This window comes from Acidobacteriota bacterium (genome assembly GCA_035471785.1).
Classification (GTDB): domain Bacteria; phylum Acidobacteriota; class UBA6911; order RPQK01; family DATIPO01; genus JANQFM01.
In genome coordinates this window covers 1-21,013 of the sequence record DATIPQ010000086.1, presented here as the reverse complement: position 1 = coordinate 21,013, position 21,013 = coordinate 1, and the positions used below count along the sequence as shown (strand labels likewise).

Sequence of the window (21,013 nt, the reverse complement as noted above, 5' to 3'; positions counted from 1 at the left end):
GGCTGGCGAATCTGTCCCTGGTCAGGGACAGGAACGGAGGGCGCTGGCTCAGAACTTATGACCGGCAGAGCACTAGGTTGTCGGCAGGCTTTGGCTGTCGCGAAGCAGGTTCTTGGGGAGGTTGAACTGAACGTTTTCGGTGGTGGTCACCAGTTCTTCAACCGCGGCCCCCTTGGTACGGAAGAAGTCAACCACGCCCTCCACCAGGTTCTCGGGCGCCGAAGCCCCCGAACTGATGCCCACGATGCGGACGTCATGCAGCCACTCGGGGCGGATGCCCTCCACATCGTCGATCAGGTATGCCTGACGGGCTCCGCACTTCTGGGCCTCTTCGACCAGGCGGTTGGAGTTGGAGGAGTTGGTCGAGCCCACCACCAGCACCAGGTCGGCTTGGCCGGCCATCTGGCGGACAGCCGTCTGGCGGTTCTGGGTGGCATAGCAGATATCGTCGGCCGCCGGCCCCTCGATGTGAGGAAATCTGCGGCGCAAGGCCTCGATGATCTGGCGCGTGTCGAAGAGACTGAGCGTAGTCTGGGTGATATAGGCCACTTTTTCGGTGTCCACCTGCAGCTCTTCGACGTCATGAATGTCTTCCACCAGCCGGATGTTCTCCGGGGCCACGCCCATGGTCCCCACCACCTCGTCATGACCCTGGTGGCCGATGAGGACGATGGTGTATTCCTTCTTGGCGTAGCGGACGGCCTCCAAATGAACCTTGGTGACCAGGGGACAGGTGGCGTCGATGACGTTGAGATTGCGGCGCCTGGCGTCTTCGCGAACCGCGGGGGAAACGCCGTGGGCACTGAAGATAACCGTCTTGCCCGAGGGGACTTCCTGCAACTCCTCCACGAAGATGGCGCCCTTCTCGCGCAACTCCTGCACCACATGCTGATTGTGGACGATCTCCTTGCGCACGTAGACCGGCTTGGGATAAGTCTTGAGCGCAATATTCACGATGTCGATGGCCCGAACCACGCCCGCGCAGAACCCGCGGGGAGCCGCCAGAATCACCTTTTCAACCATAGTGGGATGTTATCACAGCAGCCGCGGCGGGTTCTTGCCGAAGGAAGCCGAAGCGGGGGCTGGAGAAGCCCCGAATTGGGCAAAAAAAAAGGTCCCAAGTGATGTCCAGCCGTAGTCGCATCGCCAGTTCGGCGCTTCAAGCAGGACGGAAACTCTGGATACCCGAAGAAATCCTGTGCTTCCGCCCCTAGGCGCCGACGGCGAACCCGATAACTGCTGCTTCCGCCGGGAAACCCGACTTCCGCTCACAGCCCCGCTCCCGGAGGAGCAGGAGAGAACGACTGACGTTGCCTTCGCTTCCGGCGCCGCGACCGAAGCCGCTTTGCCTTTCACGAGGCTTCAGAAACCGCTCCCGAAGGTTCGGTTTCCCCGGTTGGCCGGTCTCGCGCTCTCAGGCGAACCTGAGGGCCCTTTCTCCGGCCGACCGACCCAGCCAATCCTCATACCGGCTTGGCTGCGTCCGTCCACCTCTTGGGACGATTCGAAGTCTATACCCGGCCCCGGAGGGGGTCAAACGCTTTTACGGATAATTTTCCCTGCACACATGTTGTGCATGCACCTATTCACACCCGATGCGCGCCATCCAACGCATTCTCATCCTCCGTTCACAGGAAATTCACAGACTTTTCCACACCGTGTCCGAAAGGCTCGAAAACCGGCCTTTTTCGGCACCTTGGCTAAATGCTTATTTGAGCTTATTGAGCGTTTTTAATGCCCCTGGAGGTGTTGATGACGGGCGCTTGGGCGAGGCTGCCGAAGCAAGCGCAAGCGAACTCAGTACCCAAAACAAGAGTGGCTGGATTTTCACCTTGATTTCAGTCCTGGCCGGGTATAAGCTGTCGTCATTGAAACAGGCGATTCCGAGGAATAGAATCGTCAGGGAGCCGTCAACAAGGAGAGAATGCCGATGAGAATCATCGATCCCATGATTGAAGAGTTCAAACACGAAGCGGCCATCACCCGCAAGTGCTTCCAACATATCCCCGACGGGCAGTGGGAATGGACGCCCCATGAGCGTTCCATGTCGATGGGCCGTTTGGCCTCCCACATCCAGGAAATCCCGGAGTGGCTCAGCGAGATCACTGACAAAGACACTTTCGTGATGCCCGAGGACTACAAGCCCTCGGTGGCTTCCGGCAAGGAAGAACTGCTGCGCAACTGGGACGGACTGGTGGAGCAGGCGGTGGAGAAGCTCAACACTGTCAGCGACGAGAAGGCGATGGGCACCTGGACCATGCAGGTGGGCGGAAACACGGTTATGGAAATGCCGCGCGTGGCCGTTATTCGCGGCATCCTGCTCAACCACCTCATTCACCATCGCGGGCAGCTTTCCGTCTACCTGCGTCTGGCCGGCGGCACCGTCCCCTCCATTTACGGTCCATCGGCCGATGACGACGGAGGCATGGGCGGCTGAGGGATCTCCCGACGCTTGGGTGAACACCTTCCGATTCGTTATCATGAAAGCCTGCGTCCGCCGTTGTTTTTCAGTCCATTGGCGGGCGCAGGCAGCCTATGAGGAAAATAACGATGACGAAGATGTCGCCCTTCCCCCGATTTTTCCATCCCCTTCGCCTTGCTTTGCTCTTGATGCTGCCGGCGCTCGCCCTCGCGGGCAGTATGGCCGCCCAGGAGGAGCATCCTTTCTCGGTGCACGACATGTTGGCCATGGAGCGGGTTTCTTCCCCCGCGGCCTCGCCCGACGGACGGCACATTGTTTTCGTGCTGCGCAGCACCGACCTGGAAGCCGACCGCGGACGCACCGACCTGTGGCTGACGCCCTTCGAGGATCCGGCTCCGCAGCGGCTCACCTCTCACCAGGCTTCCGACTTCAACCCGGTATGGGCCGACGAGCGGACCGTCTATTTTCTGTCCACCCGCTCGGGGTCGTCGCAGATCTGGAAAATCCGCATCGACGGAGGTGAGGCCGAGCAAGTCAGCCACTTGCCTTTGGACGTCACCAGCTTCGTCCTCTCCCGCCAGGGCGACAAGGCGGCCCTCTCCATGGAAGTCTTTCCCGACTGCGAGAACCTGAAATGCACGGTGGACCGTTTGCAGCAGCGGGAGAAGAGCAGCCGCAGCGGGGTCGTTTACGATCAGCTCTTCGTGCGCCACTGGGACACCTGGAAAGACGGACGCCGCTCTCACGTTTTTGTCATGCCACTGCAAGGCGGCCCACTGACCGACGTCATGAAGGGCATGGAGGCGGATTGCCCGTCCAAACCTTTCGGCGGACCCGAGGAGTACACCTTCACTCCCAGCGGCGACGGGGTGGTCTTCACGGCCCGCGTCCAGGGAGCGAAAGAGCCCTGGTCGACCAATTTCGATCTTTATCATGCCGCCGCCGACGGCTTTTACCCGGCCCGCAAACTGACCGACAATCCGGCCTGGGACACACAGCCGGTCTTCTCTCCCGATGGAAATACGCTGGCTTACCTGGCCATGCAGCGGGCCGGATTCGAGGCCGACCGCTTCCGCATCGCCCTGCGGCCCTGGCCTGAAGGCGAGACCAATCTGCTGACCGAAGAGTGGGACCGCTCTCCCGGCTCCTTCGTCTTCAACGGCGACGGAAGCGAAATCTATGCCTCGGCGGCCAATCTGGGCCAGAGTTCCATATTCGGCATCAACACCGCCACGGGTGAGGTTCAGACCCTGGTGGAGCAGGGTTACAACGCCTCGCCGATGGCGGTTCGAGGACAGATCGCCTACCTGCACGACAACCTCAGGGCGCCGGCCGAACTCTACAAGCTCCGTCCCGGCGCCGCTTACGCCGAGAAGATGACCGAGTTCAACGACGCCCGCCTGGCATCGGTGGCCATGGGAGAGTTCGAGCAGTTCACCTTCAAGGGCTGGAATGACGAAGACGTGCACGCCTATGTGGTGGGTCCCGCAGACCTGGTGGCCGGCCGGAAGTATCCCGTGGCCTTCTTGATTCACGGGGGACCGCAAGGATCTTTCGGCAACCATTTCCACTACCGCTGGAATCCTCAGGCCTATGCCGGGGCGGGTTACGCGGCGGTGATGGTGGACTTCCATGGCTCCGTGGGCTACGGGCAGGACTTCACCGACTCCATTACCGGCGACTGGGGCGGCAAGCCGCTGGTCGACCTGCAGAAAGGACTGGAGGCGGCTCTGGCGCGCTATCCCTGGCTGGACGGAGAGAGGGTATGCGCCCTGGGAGCTTCTTACGGCGGATACATGATCAACTGGATCGCCGGCAATTGGTCCGACCGCTTCACGTGCCTGGTCAACCACGACGGACTCTTCGACATGCGCATGATGTATTACGTCACCGAAGAGCTGTGGTTTCCCGAGTGGGAGCACGGCGGGCCCTACTGGAAGGCAGCCGGGCAGCACGAAAAGCACAATCCCGCCAATCATGTGGACAAGTGGCAGACGCCCATGCTGGTGGTCCACGGCGCCCTCGACTATCGCGTCCCCCTGGGACAGGGACTGGCAACCTTCACGGCCCTGCAGCGCAAGGAAATCCCCAGCAAGCTGCTTTTCTTTCCCGACGAGAACCACTGGGTGCTGAGTCCCGCCAACTCCATCCAATGGCACGAAGAAGTCCTCAAGTGGATGGACAGATGGGTAAAGGAATAGCCCGCAGTGTCGGAAAGCTGACCGCGCCGGAAACGGTCAAGGCCTATGAGCATCGAAGATGCCGAGGACCAAGACTATGAACCGAACGAGTAAAAGAATATTTTTGGGATTGACGGCAATGGCGGGGCTGGCTTGGGTGCTGGCCCAGCAGGTGAGCTTGTGGTCCGGACAAGGACTGGGGGCGGCCTCGGTGGAGGCGGCCGCCGAAGGGTTTGCCGCCGACAGGGGCCAGCCGGTGCCGGTGGTGGTGGAGTTGTTCACCTCAGAGGGTTGTTCCAGTTGCCCGCCCGCCGACCGCCTCCTCTCCGAATTGGCGGAGCAGCCCATCGAGGGAGTCAGGATCATTCCCCTCAGCCTGCACGTCGACTACTGGAACAGGCTGGGTTGGAAAGATCCTTACTCCGACGCCCAGTACAGCAAGCGCCAGCGCACCTACGGTGAACTCATGCGCCTGCGCAGCGTCTACACGCCCCAGATGGTGGTGGACGGACGCCGCGAGTTCGTGGGCAGCAACCGCGGCAAAGCGCTGCGCGAGATCAAGGCTGCGGCCAGCCAATCGCGTCCGCTGATGGAGGTCGAGGTGCTCGATCAACCCGGCGAGAACCGGATCCGTCTGGCCCTGCGGCTCGATAAGCTGCCGGACAAGTACCGGGCTCCCCTGGAACTGATGCTGGCCGTGACCGAATACGGGCTCGGCATGCAGGTCACGGCGGGCGAAAACCGGGGACGCCGCCTGGCCCATGACGCCGTAGTGCGCCAGTTGGGATCGGCCGTCCGCCTGCCCCAGGATGCCGAAGATCCCTTCGACTACCGGGCCACCGTTCGCTTGAAGCCCGAATGGAAGCGCGACAACTTGCAGGTAGTGGCCTTCCTGCAGGACGCCCAGGGCGCCATCCACGCGGCCGGGACAGCGAGCTTGCGGTAGTTGCTGCGCAATCACCAACTTCCAAAGACCAACTCCCAAGAGGGTGGGGCTTCAGTAGCGGTGCCTTTGGCCGGGCTTTGTGAAGACCCGGGCGGTTAGGGAAGAGGCGCTTGAGCGCGGCCACCTGCCGCGCTGGCGTCTTATGACGTCCGAAGTAAGCCTCGGGCGCCTTCTTGTCGGGCAGGTGCATGGCAGCCAAGTGCATGGGACGAATCTGCTGCCGGATGACCTCGATAAAGCTGGGCGAGGTCATGTACCAGGCCGGAACCAGGGCCACATCCACCGGTTGAACCGACATTTCCAGCGGAGCCCAGTCCTCGCTGGTGGCCAGCGTGTCCCCGATGCTCTAAAGATCAGGCGCCGCAATGGTCCTTGTAAGCTCATGTCTACCAGTCTATTACAATCGACCCGCTACCGGCCGTGGATTCGATTTTCACCCCGGCGTCCATCTGCTACGATCTAGCGAGCAGCCTGATACCGCCGAGAGCCATTAGGCCTTCAGCGCGGTCACTGAAACTTGATTCGTGTGTGAACTTGTTGGCCACCTAGTGGCCCTAGCGAGCAGCCTCATACCGCCGAGAGCAATTGGGCCTTGACCGCGGTCACTGAAACTTGACACGTGTGTGAACCTGTTGGCCACCTGGTGGCCCTAGCGACGATGCGCAGACCCCTTGCTATGTTGGTCTTTTTCCTGCTCTGCTGGACGTGTTGCTCGCCGTCGCCTTCGTCCGTTGAGCCGGACGCCGGACGCCAGGGCCTCTATCAGGAGACCTACCGTCCTCTCTATCACTTCACCCCTGCCCGCAACTGGATGAACGACCCCAACGGACTGGTCTTTCACCAGGGCGAGTACCACCTCTTCTACCAGTACAATCCCGAGGGCGACCTATGGGGGCATATGAGTTGGGGACACGCCGTATCGTCCGATCTCCTCCACTGGACTCACCTGCCGGTAGCGCTGCGCGACACGCCCGAGAAGATGTACTTCTCCGGCAGCGCGGTCGTCGACCAACGAAACAGCAGCGGCTTGGGCAGCCGGGAGAATCCGCCCCTGGTGGCCGTCTACACGGCCCACCTGCACAGCCGCGATCCGCTGCTGCAGCGTCAGGAGTTGGCTTACAGCACCGACCGGGGACGCACCTGGACGCTCTACCAGGAAAACCCGGTGCTGGACATCGGCGAGTCCGATTTCCGCGACCCCAAGGTCTTTTGGCACGAGGGCGGCGGACGCTGGATCATGGCCGTCTCGCTGGCCAATGAAAAGCGTATCCAGTTCTATGGGTCGCCTGACCTGAAGCAGTGGGACCTGCTCAGCGAGTTCGGTCCGGCGGGCGCGCCCGACAAGCACAACTGGGAGTGCCCCGACCTCTTCGAACTGCCGGTGGAAAACGGAGAGGAAGGCGAAACCCGCTGGGTGCTGGCCACCGACATGGGCTCGGCGGCCATCGCCGGCGGAAGCGGAGCCGAGTATTTCGTGGGCACCTTCGACGGCACCAACTTCACCAGCGACGATCCGCCCCAGCGCGTGCGCTGGGTGGACTACGGCGCCGACTTCTACGCCTCCCAGTCCTTTTCCAACGTCCCCGGCGGACGGCGCATCTGGCTGGCCTGGATGAACAACTGGGACTACGCCCGCGACATCCCCACCCATCCGTGGCGGGGCATGATGTCGATTCCGCGCCGGCTTTCCTTGCGCCGGGTGGGGGACGACCTGATGCTGGCGCAACGTCCGGTGCAGGAGTTGCAAGAGCTGCGAGGCCCGGAAAAGCGCCTGCAAAACCTGGCCTGGGGCGAAAGGGGCCAAGCCGTTTCTCGGGCAGAGGTCAATCAGCGACTCGCCTCGCAGGGCATCTCGGGCGCCTCTCTTGAAATCATGCTGCGGCTGCGCCCCGGCGCCGACGGCGAACCGCTCGGATTGAGCCTGCGCAAGGGCGGGCAGGAAGGCACTTTGGTGGGCTATGCTCCCGCCGCTGGAGAGGTTTTCGTCGACCGCAGCCGGTCCGGCGCCACCGATTTTCATGAGCGATTCGCCGCCCGTCACGCCGCCCCTCTCCAACCTGATGGGGACGGCAGCCTCACCCTCCATATCTTTCTCGACCAGTCCTCGGTGGAGGTGTTCGCAGGCGAGGGCGTGCGGGTGATTTCCGACCGCATCTTCCCTTCCCCGCAGAGCGCCGCCATCGAAGTCTTCGGCCCGGGCGGGGTGATCGAAGAACTGCGCGTCTGGCCCTTGAAGAGCGTTTGGAGGCAGCAGCAGGCCCGCGCTGAGGGCGTTTCCCCGTCCAGGCCGCGCGCCACCCTGGGAGTCTCGCTGCTGACCCTCTCCAATCCCTTCTTCCGCGACTTGGCCGAGGGGATGCGCAGCGAGGCCCGCCGCCAGGGATTCGAAGTGCTGGTCACGGCCGGCGAATTCGACACCCTCAAGCAGTACAACCAGGTAGCCGACTTCATCGTCAAGCGGGTGGACGCTATTGTGCTGGCCCCTTGCGACTCGCGCTCGGTGGCGACGGCCATCAACAACGCCAACCGTGCCGGAATCCCCGTCTTCACGGTGGATATCGCCTGCCTGGCGCCCGACGCCGAGGTGGTCAGCCACATCGCCAGCGACAACTACGGAGGCGGACGCCTGGCAGCCCAGGCCCTCATCGAGGCTCTGGGAGGATCAGGCAAAGTCGCCATCCTCGACCATCCCGAGGTGGAGTCGGTCATCCTGCGCACCAAGGGATTCCTGGAGGTCGTCGAGGAGGCCCGCCGCCAGGGTCAGGCCGACATTCAGATCGTGGCCCAATTGCCCACCTCGGGAGTCAAAGACAAGGCCTTCAAGGTGGCCGAGGATGTGCTGCAGAGCCATCCAGACCTGGACGCCTTTTTCGCCATCAACGACGTCACCGCGCTGGGTGCGGTGGCGGCGGTGGAGAAGGCCGGCAAACAGGAGCAGGTCAAGATCGTGGGCTTCGACGGGCTGCCGGAAGGCCGCCAGGCCATCGAGGACGGCAAGATCTACGCCGATCCGGTCCAGTTTCCCCACGAGATCGGACGCCGCGCCGTGGAAGCCGTGGCCGCCTACTTCGTCGGGGTCGAGGTGCCCGAGAAGGTGCTGGTGCCCACCCGGCTCTACCGCACCGGCGACGCCTACCCGCCCACCCCCTCAGGAGGCTTCCAGCGATGAGCGAAGGCGCCTACTCCGACCTGGTGCAAGCGGGCGGCAAGAATTCGCAGCAGCACGGCGAAGACTACTTCGAGCGCTCCATCCGTCCGCTGCTGCTGATGGAGGACATCGACAAGGCCTTTCCCGGGGTACAGGCCCTCAAGGGCGCCGGACTCACCGTGCACGCCGGCGAAGTAGTGGCTCTGATGGGTGAGAACGGGGCCGGCAAGAGCACCCTGGTCAAGTGCCTAGTGGGCATTCATCAGCCCGACTCCGGAATCGTCCGCTACCTGGGCCGGCGGACGCGTTTCGATTCCCCCTTGAAAGCCATCCAGGCCGGCATCGCCGTCATCTATCAGGAATTCAACCTGGTTCCCGAACTGAGCGTGCGCGAGAATCTCTTCCTGGGGCAAGAACAGGCCCGCTTCTGGATCGACCGCGCGGCCGAACACGGCAAAGCCCTGCAGGTGCTGCAGCGCCTGGAGGCCGACATCGATCCCGAGGCCCGCGTAGGCCGGCTTTCGGTGGCCCAACAGCAGGCCGTCGAAATCGCCAAGGCGCTCTTGCTCGAGGCCAAGGTCATCTTCATGGACGAGCCCACGGCCGCCCTCTCCCCCCGCGAGGTGGACCGGCTGCTGGAAGTCATTCGGGACTTGCGCGACGAGGGACTGGGCATCGTCTACATTTCTCACCGCCTGGAGGAAATCTTCCGCATCGCGGACGCAGTCACGGTGCTGCGCGACGGCGAGTTGGTGGGCGTCCGCTCCACCAGCCAAATCACCCGTCCCGAGCTGATCGAACTGATGGTGGGACGCAAGGTGGAAGCCGAGTTCCCGCGCCGTGACAAAGAAGGCGATGCAGAGGACCCGGACGCCAGCGGCCCAGACGAAGCCAAGCGGACGCCGCTGCTGGAAGTACGGGGACTCTCGGCCGGCAAGCGGGTCAAAGACGTCAGTTTCTCCCTCTATCCGGGCGAGATCCTGGGCCTGAGCGGACTGGTGGGGGCAGGACGCACCGACCTGGCCCGCCTCATCTTCGGGGCCGATCCCGCCGACTCCGGCCAGATCCTTCTGCGCGGCAAGCCGCTGCCGCTGCGCTCCCCGGTGCAGGCCATCGAAAACGGCATCTGTCTGCTCAACGAAGACCGCAAGTCGCAGGGGCTCTTCCTGGAACACGCCGTCCAGGCCAATTTCGCCATCGCCTCCTTGGCCAAGTTCGCCTCTTTGGGATGGGTGCGCGACGGTTCCATACGCAGGGCCCTGCAACGTTACGTAGAACGCTTCCGCATCCGCATGCCTGGTGTTCAGGCGCCCATCAAGAACCTGTCGGGGGGCAACCAGCAGAAGGTGCTGCTGGCGCGCTGGTTGGAGACTCATTCCGAGGTGGTGCTCTTCGACGAGCCCACCCGCGGCATCGACGTAGGCGCCAAGTACGACATCTACGTCCTGGTCAACGAGCTGGCCTCGCAGGGCAAGGGCGTGCTCTTCATCTCCTCGGAATTCCCCGAGGTCTTGGGAATGTGCGACCGCATCCTGGTCATGCACGAGGGCCGCCTCAAAGGAGAAGTCAGCGACGTCGCCAACGCCACCCAGGAAGACCTGCTGGCCATGGCGGTGTCTTGAGAACGATCAGAGAGAAGCCATCATGACTCTCAAGTCCTTCGCCAGCGATTACGGAATGCTGGCCGTCCTCATCCTCTTGTGCGCCTATTTCTCCTGGGCCACTTTGCAGGAGCAGCCGCCCCGCGGCGCGGAGGCCGCCGAGGCCTTGGCCGATGTCCTGGAGGGGCAGACCCCGGAGGGCGCTTCAATCGCCATCCTCTCCAAGGGCAACCCTGACGGCAGGCGTTTCGCGCGCCGCCTTCAAGAGCGGCTGCAATCGGCTGGACTCACCGTCGCCGCCACGCTGCAAGGCGACCCGCCCTCGGTGCGTTCTCAGATGCAGGAAGTGACGGCCGGGGGAACCGCCATCGACATCCTGGCCACCACCGCCGACTACCGCCTGCTGGCCGAAAGCCTGCTGGAAACGCAGCCCCAGGTTTCCTCGGCTCGGGTGCAACTGCCTCCGGCCTCCCACTGGCCCACCTTCCTGCTCACCGAGAACCTGCTCAACGTGGCCAATCAGATCGTGGTCATCGCCGTCATCGCCATCGGCATGACCATGGTCATCATCACGGGAGGGATCGACCTCTCGGTGGGAAGCCTCATCGCACTGTCGGCCGTGGCCGCCACCTGGCTCATCCGCTGGGCGGGGGCGGCCGAGGCTTCGGGGACGGAGATGGTGCTGGCCTCGCTGGGAGGGATTGTGCTCTCCGCCGCAGTGGGGCTCTTCTCAGGCGTGATGGTGACCGCCGTGCGCATCCCTTCCTTCATCGCCACTCTGGCCATGATGCAGGTGGCTTCGGGACTGGCCTTTATCATCTCGGGAGGATTGCCCATCTACCAGGTTCCCGATTCCTACACGGCCCTGGGACGCGGGCAGGTCTTCTCCATCCCCATGGCCGTCATCGTGATGGTGGTCCTCTACCTGCTGGCCCACCTGCTCATGTCCCATACTCCCCTGGGACGCTATATCTACGCCGTGGGAGGCAACGCCGAGGCAGCCCGTCTTTCCGGCGTCAGGGTGCAGCGCATCCGCCTCTTCGTCTTCGCCGTTTCGGGCGCCATGGCCGGACTGGGAGGAATCGTCCTGGCCTCGCAGCTCAAGAGCGGATCGCCCACCTACGGACTCACCTATGAACTCTATGTCATCGCCGCCGTGGTGGTGGGCGGGGCCAGCCTTTCGGGAGGACGCGGCAAGATCTTCGGCACCCTCATCGGCGCCTTGATCATCGCCGTCATCAACAACGGCATGAACCTCACCAACGTGGAGAGCTACACCCAGAAGGTGGTGCTGGGATTCGTGGTGCTGGGCGCCGTGGTCCTCGACTCGCTGCGCAAGCGGGCCTGGAAGAGCTGAGGCCCACCGGCATACACCTGACGTCAATCGGCGGTGCGGACGGCGCGGAAACCGTAGGCTTTGTAGCGGGGAGCCGAGCCCCAGGCACCGAAGCGGCGGAAGGCGGTAGGGCTGTAGGGATTGAAAAGGCCCTCCTCCTGGGAATGGTCGTAGAAGCCGCCGCCGCGGTAGCCGTAGCCGCCTCCGTCGTCGTCTCCGCGCGGCCAGTCCTCATTGGTGGCCGAGCCGTAGTAGCTGGTGCGTCCATCTCCGTGGCTGCCCTCAAAGGCGCGTCCGGCTGGATGCCCCACGCTCACCACCCGCTCCCACACGCTCCCCGCCAGATCCATCACCCAGTAATAGGACGCGCCCAGGACGTCGCGGGTCTGGTCGCTGAGGTTCGACTCGGCGGCTTCCCCGCCCCGCTCCAGGTTGTTGTCGGGACGCATGCGCCGAAGCAGGCGCTCTTTGCTGTCAGTGCCCCAGGGAAAGGTGGAGGCGGCGGGACGCTCGGGACCTTGAGCTGCCTTGGTGAACTCGAGTTCGGTCATGGGACGCAGCGCCGCCCAGTCGGCGAACGCGCATCCGTCGTCCCAACTGATGAAGTTGGCGGGACGCTGGGGATGGGCGGCCTTGTAACGCCCGTCCTCAAGGAGAATAGAGCCCCGGTAGTGGTAGTAGTCGCGTCCGCCGAAGGGAGCGCGGAAACCGGTGGCGCCGTCGCTCAACGTATTGAGAAAAGCGGCGTACTGCCCCTGGGTGATCTCGTACTTCATCACGTAAAAGGCTTGATGGCCTTTCGGGAAGGCCTGCGGAATCGGGCCCTGCTGATCGCCTTCGTAACGAGGACGCGTATTGACCTCGTAGTAGAGCTTTCCAGCCTCGGGGCCCACGGCCAGCGCGTCCTCGGAAGTGATGTGCACCAGCCCTTCAGGACGTCCCTCTGCACCGGAAAGGAAAAAAGAGCCATGCCGGCGCGCCACCTGATCGGTGTCGCCCACCCAGAAATCGCCCTCAGGGATGTAGACCATCTCCAGTCCGAAGGCCCACACCTCCAACTCGCCTTCCAGTCCGGCCCGCTCAAGGGAAGCCTGCAGGCGCCACTCGATATCGCCCCGGCACTGCTGCGCGCAGGAGACGAAGAGGCCGCTGCGGTCGGAAGCGATCTCCAGCATGGGCTCAACGGCCGAAGCCTCTTCACCGGAATCTGAGGCAGGCCAGACCCCGCCGGGGCCTATTGCGGCATGACGCGGCGGGCCGTCCGCGCCCTGGCGGCGGACTTTAAAGAAAATCCAGGCGGCGTCGCGGTTGCGCGCGTTGCGCCAGGCGTTCTTCCAACTCACGGTGAAACCCACCTTGTCGGGCTCAATCCGTTCGACGTCTGCGATCCGCAACTCACCGGCCTGGACGACGCCGAGTCCGGTCAGAGCTATCAAAGTGGCAACAAATGTTCTCATCGTGTGCGGCTCCATGGGATTATACATCCTCTTCTCACACGAAAGTTCGCTGCCCAGGTTCCATACCGGAACTCTCGGGCCTTGTTTGGTTACTCTTAAGGTGATGCACTCGATGAGCAGCCTTGCCTTCTCCACTCTTGCTTGTTTGGCGATCTTCTTAGGCAATGGGTGCTCGGAGGGCGATCAGCGGATGGATGGCTTCCCCCCGGTTATGGTCTGGGCCTGGGAGCGGGAGGAGGACTTGCGCTTCTTGGACTGCTCCCAAATGGGGATCGCCTACCTGGCCGGAACACTGCAGTTGCAAGACGAGGAAGCGCTGATGCGTCCCCGGTTTCAGCCGCTCCGGGCGCCCCAAGGATGCCGGATGATGGCGGTGGTTCGGATCGAGAGCAGATCGGCCGCCCTTTCGCTGGAGCAAAGGCAGGAGGCGGTCAAGAAAATCCTTGCGGTTGTGCCCCTGGAACGGGCCCATGGACTACAAATCGACTTCGACGCGCGGCTTTCTGAAAGGGGCTTCTACCGTGCGCTGCTGCAAGACTTGCGCCGGGAAATCCCTGCCCAATGGCCGCTTTCCATGACGGCCTTGGCCTCCTGGTGCCTCTACGACGGCTGGCTCGGGGGACTCCCGGTGGATGAAGCCGTCCCCATGCTCTTCCATATGGGAGCGGACGGGCCGCGAGTACGCAGTTTCCTCGACAGCGGACGGGATTTCAGGCCTCCGTCCGCCCGCGGCAGCTACGGACTCTACAGCCGTGATACGGCCCCGCGGTTGCGCCCCGGGCGCCGCCTCTACCTGTTCCACCCCGAGGCCTGGGGCAAAGCCTCTTTAAACACGTTTCTCGCGAGAGTGCGGCCATGAAGTTCATTCCCTCGCTGTTGAGATTTCGATTAGCCGCTTTGCTGGCTGGCCTGGCGGCGGCAAGCGGCCTGACTGCCGGCTTGCTCTGGGCCTGCGGACCGGCGCCCCCTTACATCCTATTCAGCTTCAGCAGGCATCCCGACTACCCGCTGCAGAAGTATGCCCAGGGCAACCTTGGGATCCTGCTCGAGGATTTTTCGCCGGGACATCTCTTCGTCGCCTATCGCGCTCTGCTGGGCAAGCCCCTGGAGGGGTGGGAATTCGAGCAAATGAAGCTCTATTGGCAGGAGCGAAAACCGCAAGAGCCGGTTTCAGCATTCCAGGCCGGCCAGCGGTGGCTCCGCACCGTCCGCCAACTGACCGGGCGGAGCCAACTTTCCTCCATCGTCGTCCACCGCCGGCCTTGGGAGGGCTGGAGCCACTACCTGAACTGCCATCGGGACGCCTTCGATACCGCCCGATCCACCCTTAGCCAACGGGTGTCCCATTTCGGCGCCACCAGCCGAGCGGTCCAGTCCTGGCTGGACGCCCAGACCGTCGTCTTCAGCAATTGTTCCGGCGGACGGGCCATTCCACCCTCCGCCGACCCCGACCTGCCCGAGATCATCCGCCACGACCGACTCTACCAGCAGGCGGCGGCCCACTTCTACAGCCAGGAATACGAGCAGGCCCAGCGTCTCTTCGAAGCGATCGCCGCCACGCCGGGGTCCCCCTGGCAACCCATCGCCCCCTATCTGGCCGCGCGCTGCTCGATACGGATGGGAACTCTGACGGGGCCCTACACCGCCTCTTTGCAGGACGCCGAAAGGCGGCTGTTGGACATCCTGAACGACTCCTCCCAAGAATCCATCCACGATGCGGCCCGGGGATCGCTGCACTTCGTCCTCTTGCGCCTCAGACCGGCCGACCTGGCCCGCCGAATCGAGAAGCGTCTGATGAGGGAAAGCGAAGAGCGCTGGCAAGTCGTGGACCTTTATGAACTCCACATGCTGGCCATACAAAAGCCGCCCCAGCCAGAGGGCGGAGACTTGCTCCTCTGGGTCCATTCCTTCAACCGGTCCAGGCAGGTCAGCGCCGTCGATGAGTGGGTCAAGAATCCTTCCCCGGCCTGGACGGTGGCGGCGCTGATGGAGATCTCCTATCAGGATGAGCGGCTGCCTGATCTGCTGCGTCAGGCGGCGCAGGTCGAGCCCGCTTCGCCCGCTTATGCCAGCGTTACCTTCTATCGCAGCCGCCTGCTCGACCTCGCCGGGCGGCCCGGCGAGGCCCGCCGCGCGGTGGACGCAGCTATCTCCAGCCATCCCCACCTCTTTCCTCCCTCGTCGCTGAACGCCATGCGGGCCTTGCGGGCTCTGCGGGCTCCCACTTTGAGGGACTTCCTCGAGGACGCCGCGCGCCGCCCGGTGGCCCTGGCGCGGGATCTTCACGGTCAAGAGAAACCCGTGGACAGGCCTGAGGCCGGAGAGCTTTTCGAGGGCGACGAGTTCAAGCGCTTCATCGCCAACCGCCGCAACTACTTCGACCGCGACGCCACCTGGGTGCTGGGCCATCAGCTTTCCCTTCAAACCCTGCTGCGGGTGGCTCTCGAGCATCCCTGGCAACGCCACCTCAAGCAGGAACTGCTGCAAGCCGTCCTGGTGCGCGCCATTCTGCTTGAGCAGCGGAAGATCGCCCTCCATGCCGCCAAGGCGCTTCTTCCGCTGCGTCCCCAACTCGACAGCGAACTCAGGGGCTTCCTGGAAGCGGAGGGCGAGCGGCAGGACTTCGCCGCCTGGTACCTGCTGGCCCGCTTCCCCGGACTCTCCACCGAAATCGGCTCAGGCATCATGCGCCGCCGTCCCCTCGCCCGTATCGACAACTTCAGAGACAACTGGTGGTGTCCGCCCAGCGAACATCACTATATCGGCGAGATTCTGAAGTTCATCCACGGGGGCCGGATCGAGCCCTGGCGGCCTGACTTCCTGGAAGGGCAAGAGGTCGAGCGGGCGGCCCGGGAGCAGAGACGGTTGGCGGAACTGCCTGCAGCTCCCGTCCAGTTGGCGGCCCGCGCGATTCGATACGCCGAGCGTTTTCCCGACGATCCGCGCTCTCCCGAGATCCTGCATCTGGCGGTTCGCTCCACCCGCTACGGCTGCCACAGCGCCGACACGGGAAAAGCTTCCCGCGCTGCCTTCCGGCTGCTCCACCGGCGCTATCCCAAGTCGCAGTGGGCTGAGAAGACGCCTTACTGGTACGAGTAACCTGAGTACGTCTCGTTTCATCCAAGGGGGTTGAGGAGGGATCCATGCAGATCCGGACCAAGCGCATCTACCAGCAAGCTTCAGATGAGGACGGGCGGCGCATTCTGGTGGACCGCCTGTGGCCGCGCGGCATTTCCAAGCAGGCGGCCCGGATCGACTACTGGGCCAAGGAGATCGCTCCTTCCAACCAACTGCGGCGCTGGTATCAGCACGATCCCGACAAGTGGGAAGCATTCCGCCACCGCTATTTCGAAGAACTTGACGACAATCCGCATGGAGTCGCCGAACTCAGGTCGCGGATGGAGGATGCCGACACCGTCACCTTCCTCTATTCCTCAAAGGAAGAATCTCTCAACAACGCCGCCGCCCTTCGGGAGTACTTCGAGAATCTTTCTGCCGGCTAGAAGGCTGGGCGCTGTCTGGCAGCGTTTCCAGGATCGCCGCAAGGATGCGCCTCCCACCGGACTGCTCCCACTCAGACTTATGGAGCGGGTAGCTTTCGGGAGGGTTTGAGGCGCATCCTTGCGGCCTTCCTTCGCCGCCTCTAACGCTCCTCCACCTCCACCGATTCAATGGTGTCGGTACCCAGCAGGCGGCCGTCGGAGGTCATGTGCCATTCGCTCGACTTGGGACGGCGCAGGCCTCCTGCGTGAACCTCTCCGCTGTAGATGATGTATTCGCCGCTGGAAGGGTCGTCGCCGTGCTGGAAGCGGCTTCCGATCAGGGCCGCCGTGTCGGGATCGAAGTAGAGATGCCACTCGTCGTTCCCTACCTCGGGATCGTAGCGTACCGTGACTTCCAGCGCTTCGCGGCCGGCGAACTCGGTCTCCCTCACCTCGGGATGGATGCGGGTGCCGGGGGTGTCGAGGTTGGAGGGCAGTTCATAGAGGAAAGTGTAGTAGTTGCGGATGCCCAGGCCGCCTTCGCGGTCCAGGCCCAACTGGCGCCGGACCTCGGGATTGATCTCTTCGTGTCCGTCGACTTTGACGACGACGTCCTGGCCCTCGACGCGATAGTAGATATGATGGCCTCCGCGTTCAAGCTGGGCTTCAAAGAGGTCGTGAGCGTGGTCGATGAGGATCTGGCCGCTGCGCGTCGACCCGTCCCCGGCCATGCTGAGCGTGAATCCCAGGCGCACGGGTTTCTTTCGCCAAACGCCTTGGGGATCATGGTAAGCGATAGAACGCGCCACCAATTCCTCAGCTGGACTCCTCTCGGAAGCAGCCTGAGCGGCGTCCTCACCTTGCTGCGGCTGCTGCCCGCAGGCGGCGGCAAGGCAAAACAACCACAACACCCACCATCGTTCCTCGATACGCATCATGCCCCATTATACCCGCCTCACCCCTGACCCTCCCCGTCGTCCCTCAGCCAGCGAGCCGATGCCAGATAAACAACCCAGAAGACCGAGGCGGTCAGAACAGCCGGCCAGACTCCCTCGGCGCCATGCCGGTCCCAATCTTCCCCCCCGACAGCCTCCAGCACCACCCAGATGCCCAGAGCATGCAGGCCGGGAAGGGTCAGCAGCCAGCGAACCCGTCGATAGCGGATCGCCGCTTCCCACAAAACCGCCCAAACCACCGCCTGCACCAAGGGGCCGAGAAAATAGCCTCCGAAAAACGACCAGCCGGATAGGATGATCATTGGCAGATAGGTCCCATGCCCTGCCCCGCCATAGGCGAAGAGCATGAAATAGGTAAGAAAAACATAGGCCAGATTGACGGCTATGATCATCTCAGGCTTCTCGCAAAGACCACCTACCGGGTGTCCGCCCGAACTCACAGACGCATTCGTTTCAACTGTTCCTGCAACAATGGGCCAAGGAGGGAACGGATCTCCGATCCGGGTTCGCCGGGGCTGGGCAGGTTCTCCAGGAACGACACCGCGATGAGTTCCTGCACTTCGCCTTCCCCTCGACCAAACGCATGCTCCATGAAATCCAGGATCTCACGAAGGATCCGGTCTTTCCTTCCCGCCGTTTCCAATCGCCCTACAATCCAGCGCGTAAGGTCGCCAAAGAAGACATGCGAAAGCACCTCGCCGTCTTGATCCTGCAAATGCTCTTCGAGGACCGGCAAGAGCGCTGGAAACCGATAAACGAGCGCCCCCACAAAAGCCACCGTCTCCGCGCTCAGGGGGCACTTCCCTTTTCGGGACTTCGGGGCGTTCGTGCCTATGCCTGCCTCTTGCGGGGATTGCTCTTGAGGGCGGGCGGGCGAATACCTGCGGATCAGCGCCCTGCAGACTTCCCTCACGTCGCTTCCCATCTGATCCAAGTAGGGTTGGACGGCCTTTTCCTTCTCGGCAAGAGCCTCAGGACACCAGAGGGAGCGGGTCTCTCCCACGGGGAGACGGTCCGTCTCGGACTCGACCGCGAAGATAGGCATGAGCAGGTCGTTATCTTTGTCCTCAAGTTGAGCGGACAATCGCACCAGGCTCCTACACCCCTCCACCAGCCCGATCTCGTCGTCCAGGATCTGCTGCGCGATTTCTGCGACACGAGACTTAATCGAAGATTGGAAATCAGTCATTGGAAATTGCCCTCGAGTTCATCACCTCACTGGCTGTCGCAATCGACTCGAATCAACAGTTCTTCGACCGGCCGCCCCTGCTATGCGATCCTTGGCCGCCTGACGGCGAGGATCGCCTCCCACCTTCCCGGAAGCTACCCGCTCCAGAAGTCTGAATGGGAGCAGTCTGGTGGGAGGCGCATCCTTGCGGCGATGGAGGCGATGCCACAACCAGGCGAAATCGGCCCCCCAATCCAAAGGGGGTTGTTCTGTTTTGGGTTTTTCACACAGCCTGAGTACCTGCCAGGTCTGACGTTCTCTCCCTAGACCCTCCTCTCACCCAATCGAACCCGGCGGTTCACAATGCCGCTCTAGTTCTCTCATCTTCCTTAGCTCGACTGCCCCGCCGGCCGAGCACGACCAGACACAATCAAGGCAGGCGCGAAGCATCGCCGGATCGCCCCACCGCTCCCGCTGTGAAAAAAGTTCGTAGGCAGGCAATGCCCTTTTGCAACAAGCTGCAGAAAAGGCGAGCTGATGCCGGTCGGACAACTGTGCAAGGCCCTGCTCCAATTCCTTAAGATGCCTGTCAATTGCCTGGCTACCTCATTATCGGTTTGGTGTCTTTTTGAACGGGACGAAGGTTGCGCCTGGCGGTAAATATCCTCCGGCAAAAGCCGGGGGCTTTAGTTTTGTGAGCCGCTCAAAGCGGTCTAGACGTGGCCGCTCGCGCGGCCTTACTTGCGCCACCTAAAGGTGGCCGAGATTAAAGCAACCTTATCTGGTCCTGGCGCTGGTCCTCCGCCTCTTGACGGCGGATATACTCCCGCACCGCTTTTTCATCCCGACCTACGGTCGCCCACAGAGACAAAGTAGCCGCGGGCCCAGAAGTGCGCGCCCACGAAGTTGCGTTGCCTTCCTCCGTGGTTGCGCGGGATGTAGATCGCGCTCTTGCCCTTGATGCTTGGGCGGGATCGAGATCAGCATGTGAACATGATCGACCAACAGCCGGCCTTCTTCGAGCTCGCTCTCTTTTTGCTGAGCCAAACCTCGAAACACCGGACCCAGTTCCCGGCGCAGTTCCCGGTACAGCGCCTTTCTCCGGTACTTGGGGATGAACACCACGTGAGCAGAGGACTCGGCCTCAGGATCGTCCCGGTCACTTCCCGCCCTCCGAATCCACGTTCCGCCAATCTTCAGGGCGGACTCCAAACTCCCACTTCGCTCAGTAGACGCTCCTGATTGCTGATGCGTTCGGTCCCTTAATGGCCCTGGCTACGCTATCGTGACGTGTAGAAGGAGAGGGTCGGACCGTATTCCGAGTCGTCTAAGGCCAAGTGTACCTCGAATTTCCGCTCAGGAAACTGATGGTGCAGAGCACATTTCCAGGTGAGAGACAGTATCCGACCAAGTTCTTCCATCCCCTCATTGGGCACTGCGGCCTCGTCCATATCGAAAAGGTCCCAAAGGTGCACGTGGTTGATGATCTCCTCGACCCTTGACCTGTCGCCGCGAAGTTCCTTCCACCATTCATCGAAGTTTCGCGGCTGATAATTTTCGCGCAGAAGTACGCACTCATCAACTTCAATAAATCCTGGCCAATATAGAGCAGTGAAAGCAACCGCTAACTCGGCACCCCCGTTCACCCTCAAGTAATCCCACACGGAACCGTGTTTCCCGGAAAGCCAACGCCGGATTCCAGGAACGGACGCTAGATCGAAAAAACGTGTCATTGAGGCACCTCTTCTGGCAAGGCTGGGCGGACTGCGCTCGCCGGTTTAACGAAAACCTCTCCCGTGTCAGGGTTGATGTGGTGCTCGAATTCAACCACGTGTGGAGTCGGCACCCCGCCGTGAGCCTTTCCTGTGACATCGACTCGGATCAACGGTAGACCTTGGTCATTATATACCTGATAGTGAGTTATCTTGCCAGTCGCGTCTCGCCGTACCAGGATCTCGTTCGCCGCGGCAGTTCGTGGAAAGTGACCGGTAACTTGGCGGCTACCTTGAAGGAGATCGTCAAGAGCCCGAGTGGATGCTTGGGCACCTGGTGCTGCACGAACCGATCTAATGATCCGACCGCCGCCGGCAGCCGCCCCAACGAGTACAACGTCTGTCAGGTCACTTGGCATGAGGACCATGACAGCGTGTTGAGCGATCCTTTTGTCAAAGTGTCTTTGGCGTGAACGCTGCCGCTGATCTTGAAGTTGGCCGTGTAGGCGTCGACCAGGTCCTGGGAAGCGACGGAGTTGTCCCACCAGGAAGTGACGGCGCGGTTCTGGTCGTCGAAGCTCTGGTAGACGGTCAGCGGAAAGCTG

Annotated in this window: 16 protein-coding genes and 1 pseudogene; 9 read left to right on the top strand and 8 right to left on the bottom strand. The window is 62.5% G+C overall.

Going from position 1 to position 21,013, the window contains the following annotated elements; translation table 11 throughout:
- Positions 1–72: 72 nt before the first annotated feature.
- Positions 73–1,023 carry a 4-hydroxy-3-methylbut-2-enyl diphosphate reductase gene (locus VLU25_12195; GenBank protein HSR68690.1) on the bottom strand — a complete coding sequence of 317 codons (951 nt, stop codon included), beginning with the start codon at positions 1,021–1,023 and terminating at the stop codon, positions 73–75.
- Positions 1,024–1,930: 907 nt separating this feature from the next.
- Here VLU25_12195 and VLU25_12190 point away from each other — a divergent pair.
- From VLU25_12190 to VLU25_12165, 6 genes are all read left to right on the top strand, one after another.
- On the top strand, positions 1,931–2,437 hold the full coding sequence (locus VLU25_12190; GenBank protein ID HSR68689.1) for a DinB family protein: 507 nt from the start codon (positions 1,931–1,933) through the stop codon (positions 2,435–2,437).
- 113 nt (positions 2,438–2,550) lie between these two features.
- On the top strand, positions 2,551–4,623 hold the full coding sequence (locus VLU25_12185; GenBank protein HSR68688.1) for a S9 family peptidase: 2,073 nt from the start codon (positions 2,551–2,553) through the stop codon (positions 4,621–4,623).
- A 103-nt stretch (positions 4,624–4,726) separates the two neighbouring features.
- Positions 4,727–5,548 carry a DUF1223 domain-containing protein gene (locus tag VLU25_12180; protein HSR68687.1) on the top strand — a complete coding sequence of 274 codons (822 nt, stop codon included), beginning with the start codon at positions 4,727–4,729 and terminating at the stop codon, positions 5,546–5,548.
- Between the two features lie 676 nt (positions 5,549–6,224).
- Positions 6,225–8,717 carry a substrate-binding domain-containing protein gene (locus VLU25_12175; GenBank protein HSR68686.1) on the top strand — a complete coding sequence of 831 codons (2,493 nt, stop codon included), beginning with the start codon at positions 6,225–6,227 and terminating at the stop codon, positions 8,715–8,717.
- Entirely contained in the window at positions 8,714–10,318 is a 1,605-nt protein-coding gene (locus tag VLU25_12170) for a sugar ABC transporter ATP-binding protein (GenBank protein HSR68685.1), read from the top strand. The genes VLU25_12175 and VLU25_12170 overlap by 4 nt, the downstream gene beginning before the upstream one ends.
- Before the next feature lie 22 nt (positions 10,319–10,340).
- The gene (locus tag VLU25_12165; GenBank protein HSR68684.1) at positions 10,341–11,654 is read left to right on the top strand and encodes an ABC transporter permease; all 1,314 of its coding nucleotides are present in this window, start codon (positions 10,341–10,343) and stop codon (positions 11,652–11,654) included.
- A gap of 23 nt (positions 11,655–11,677) precedes the next feature.
- Here VLU25_12165 and VLU25_12160 read toward each other — a convergent pair whose 3' ends face one another.
- Positions 11,678–13,090 (bottom strand): SUMF1/EgtB/PvdO family nonheme iron enzyme, encoded by a 1,413-nt coding sequence (locus tag VLU25_12160; GenBank protein ID HSR68683.1) that lies wholly within the window; start codon positions 13,088–13,090, stop codon positions 11,678–11,680.
- Between the two features lie 190 nt (positions 13,091–13,280).
- On the opposite strand from VLU25_12160, the gene VLU25_12155 reads away from it, so the two are divergent.
- Genes VLU25_12155 through VLU25_12145 form a run of 3 tightly spaced genes read left to right on the top strand, consistent with a single transcriptional unit; the run spans position 13,281 to position 16,593 of the window.
- The gene (locus VLU25_12155; GenBank protein ID HSR68682.1) at positions 13,281–13,949 is read left to right on the top strand and encodes a DUF3142 domain-containing protein; all 669 of its coding nucleotides are present in this window, start codon (positions 13,281–13,283) and stop codon (positions 13,947–13,949) included.
- Entirely contained in the window at positions 13,946–16,189 is a 2,244-nt protein-coding gene (locus tag VLU25_12150; GenBank protein HSR68681.1) for a hypothetical protein, read from the top strand. Before VLU25_12155 ends, VLU25_12150 begins: the two co-directional genes overlap by 4 nt.
- A 44-nt stretch (positions 16,190–16,233) precedes the next feature.
- Positions 16,234–16,593, top strand: a complete 360-nt coding sequence (locus VLU25_12145) for a DUF488 family protein (GenBank protein ID HSR68680.1) — start codon at positions 16,234–16,236, stop codon at positions 16,591–16,593.
- Positions 16,594–16,733: 140 nt separating this feature from the next.
- On the opposite strand, the gene VLU25_12140 is transcribed toward VLU25_12145, so the two are convergent.
- The 6 genes and pseudogenes from VLU25_12140 to VLU25_12115 form a co-directional block, all read right to left on the bottom strand.
- Positions 16,734–17,510: a DUF6503 family protein gene (locus VLU25_12140; protein HSR68679.1), complete on the bottom strand. Its 777-nt coding sequence runs from the start codon at positions 17,508–17,510 to the stop codon at positions 16,734–16,736.
- Between the two features lie 17 nt (positions 17,511–17,527).
- Entirely contained in the window at positions 17,528–17,920 is a 393-nt protein-coding gene (locus VLU25_12135; GenBank protein HSR68678.1) for a hypothetical protein, read from the bottom strand.
- A gap of 44 nt (positions 17,921–17,964) precedes the next feature.
- The gene (locus VLU25_12130) at positions 17,965–18,453 is read right to left on the bottom strand and encodes a hypothetical protein (GenBank protein ID HSR68677.1); all 489 of its coding nucleotides are present in this window, start codon (positions 18,451–18,453) and stop codon (positions 17,965–17,967) included.
- Between the two features lie 1,009 nt (positions 18,454–19,462).
- Positions 19,463–19,875 (bottom strand): annotated as a pseudogene (gene tnpA / locus VLU25_12125) (IS200/IS605 family transposase).
- A 101-nt stretch (positions 19,876–19,976) separates the two neighbouring features.
- Positions 19,977–20,429: a hypothetical protein gene (locus VLU25_12120; GenBank protein ID HSR68676.1), complete on the bottom strand. Its 453-nt coding sequence runs from the start codon at positions 20,427–20,429 to the stop codon at positions 19,977–19,979.
- Between the two features lie 382 nt (positions 20,430–20,811).
- On the bottom strand, positions 20,812–21,013 hold a 202-nt coding region (locus VLU25_12115; protein HSR68675.1), incomplete at its 5' end, for a hypothetical protein.

Coding starts and splice junctions, on each gene's coding strand:
- VLU25_12195 (HSR68690.1), bottom strand. CDS start 1,023: ATGGTTGAAAAGGTGATTCTGGCGGCTCCCCGCGGGTTCTGCGCGGGC.
- VLU25_12190 (HSR68689.1), top strand. CDS start 1,931: ATGAGAATCATCGATCCCATGATTGAAGAGTTCAAACACGAAGCGGCC.
- VLU25_12185 (HSR68688.1), top strand. CDS start 2,551: ATGACGAAGATGTCGCCCTTCCCCCGATTTTTCCATCCCCTTCGCCTT.
- VLU25_12175 (HSR68686.1), top strand. CDS start 6,225: ATGTTGGTCTTTTTCCTGCTCTGCTGGACGTGTTGCTCGCCGTCGCCT.
- VLU25_12170 (HSR68685.1), top strand. CDS start 8,714: ATGAGCGAAGGCGCCTACTCCGACCTGGTGCAAGCGGGCGGCAAGAAT.
- VLU25_12165 (HSR68684.1), top strand. CDS start 10,341: ATGACTCTCAAGTCCTTCGCCAGCGATTACGGAATGCTGGCCGTCCTC.
- VLU25_12160 (HSR68683.1), bottom strand. CDS start 13,090: ATGAGAACATTTGTTGCCACTTTGATAGCTCTGACCGGACTCGGCGTC.
- VLU25_12155 (HSR68682.1), top strand. CDS start 13,281: ATGGATGGCTTCCCCCCGGTTATGGTCTGGGCCTGGGAGCGGGAGGAG.
- VLU25_12150 (HSR68681.1), top strand. CDS start 13,946: ATGAAGTTCATTCCCTCGCTGTTGAGATTTCGATTAGCCGCTTTGCTG.
- VLU25_12145 (HSR68680.1), top strand. CDS start 16,234: ATGCAGATCCGGACCAAGCGCATCTACCAGCAAGCTTCAGATGAGGAC.
- VLU25_12140 (HSR68679.1), bottom strand. CDS start 17,510: ATGATGCGTATCGAGGAACGATGGTGGGTGTTGTGGTTGTTTTGCCTT.
- VLU25_12135 (HSR68678.1), bottom strand. CDS start 17,920: ATGATCATAGCCGTCAATCTGGCCTATGTTTTTCTTACCTATTTCATG.
- VLU25_12130 (HSR68677.1), bottom strand. CDS start 18,453: ATGGGAAGCGACGTGAGGGAAGTCTGCAGGGCGCTGATCCGCAGGTAT.
- VLU25_12120 (HSR68676.1), bottom strand. CDS start 20,429: ATGACACGTTTTTTCGATCTAGCGTCCGTTCCTGGAATCCGGCGTTGG.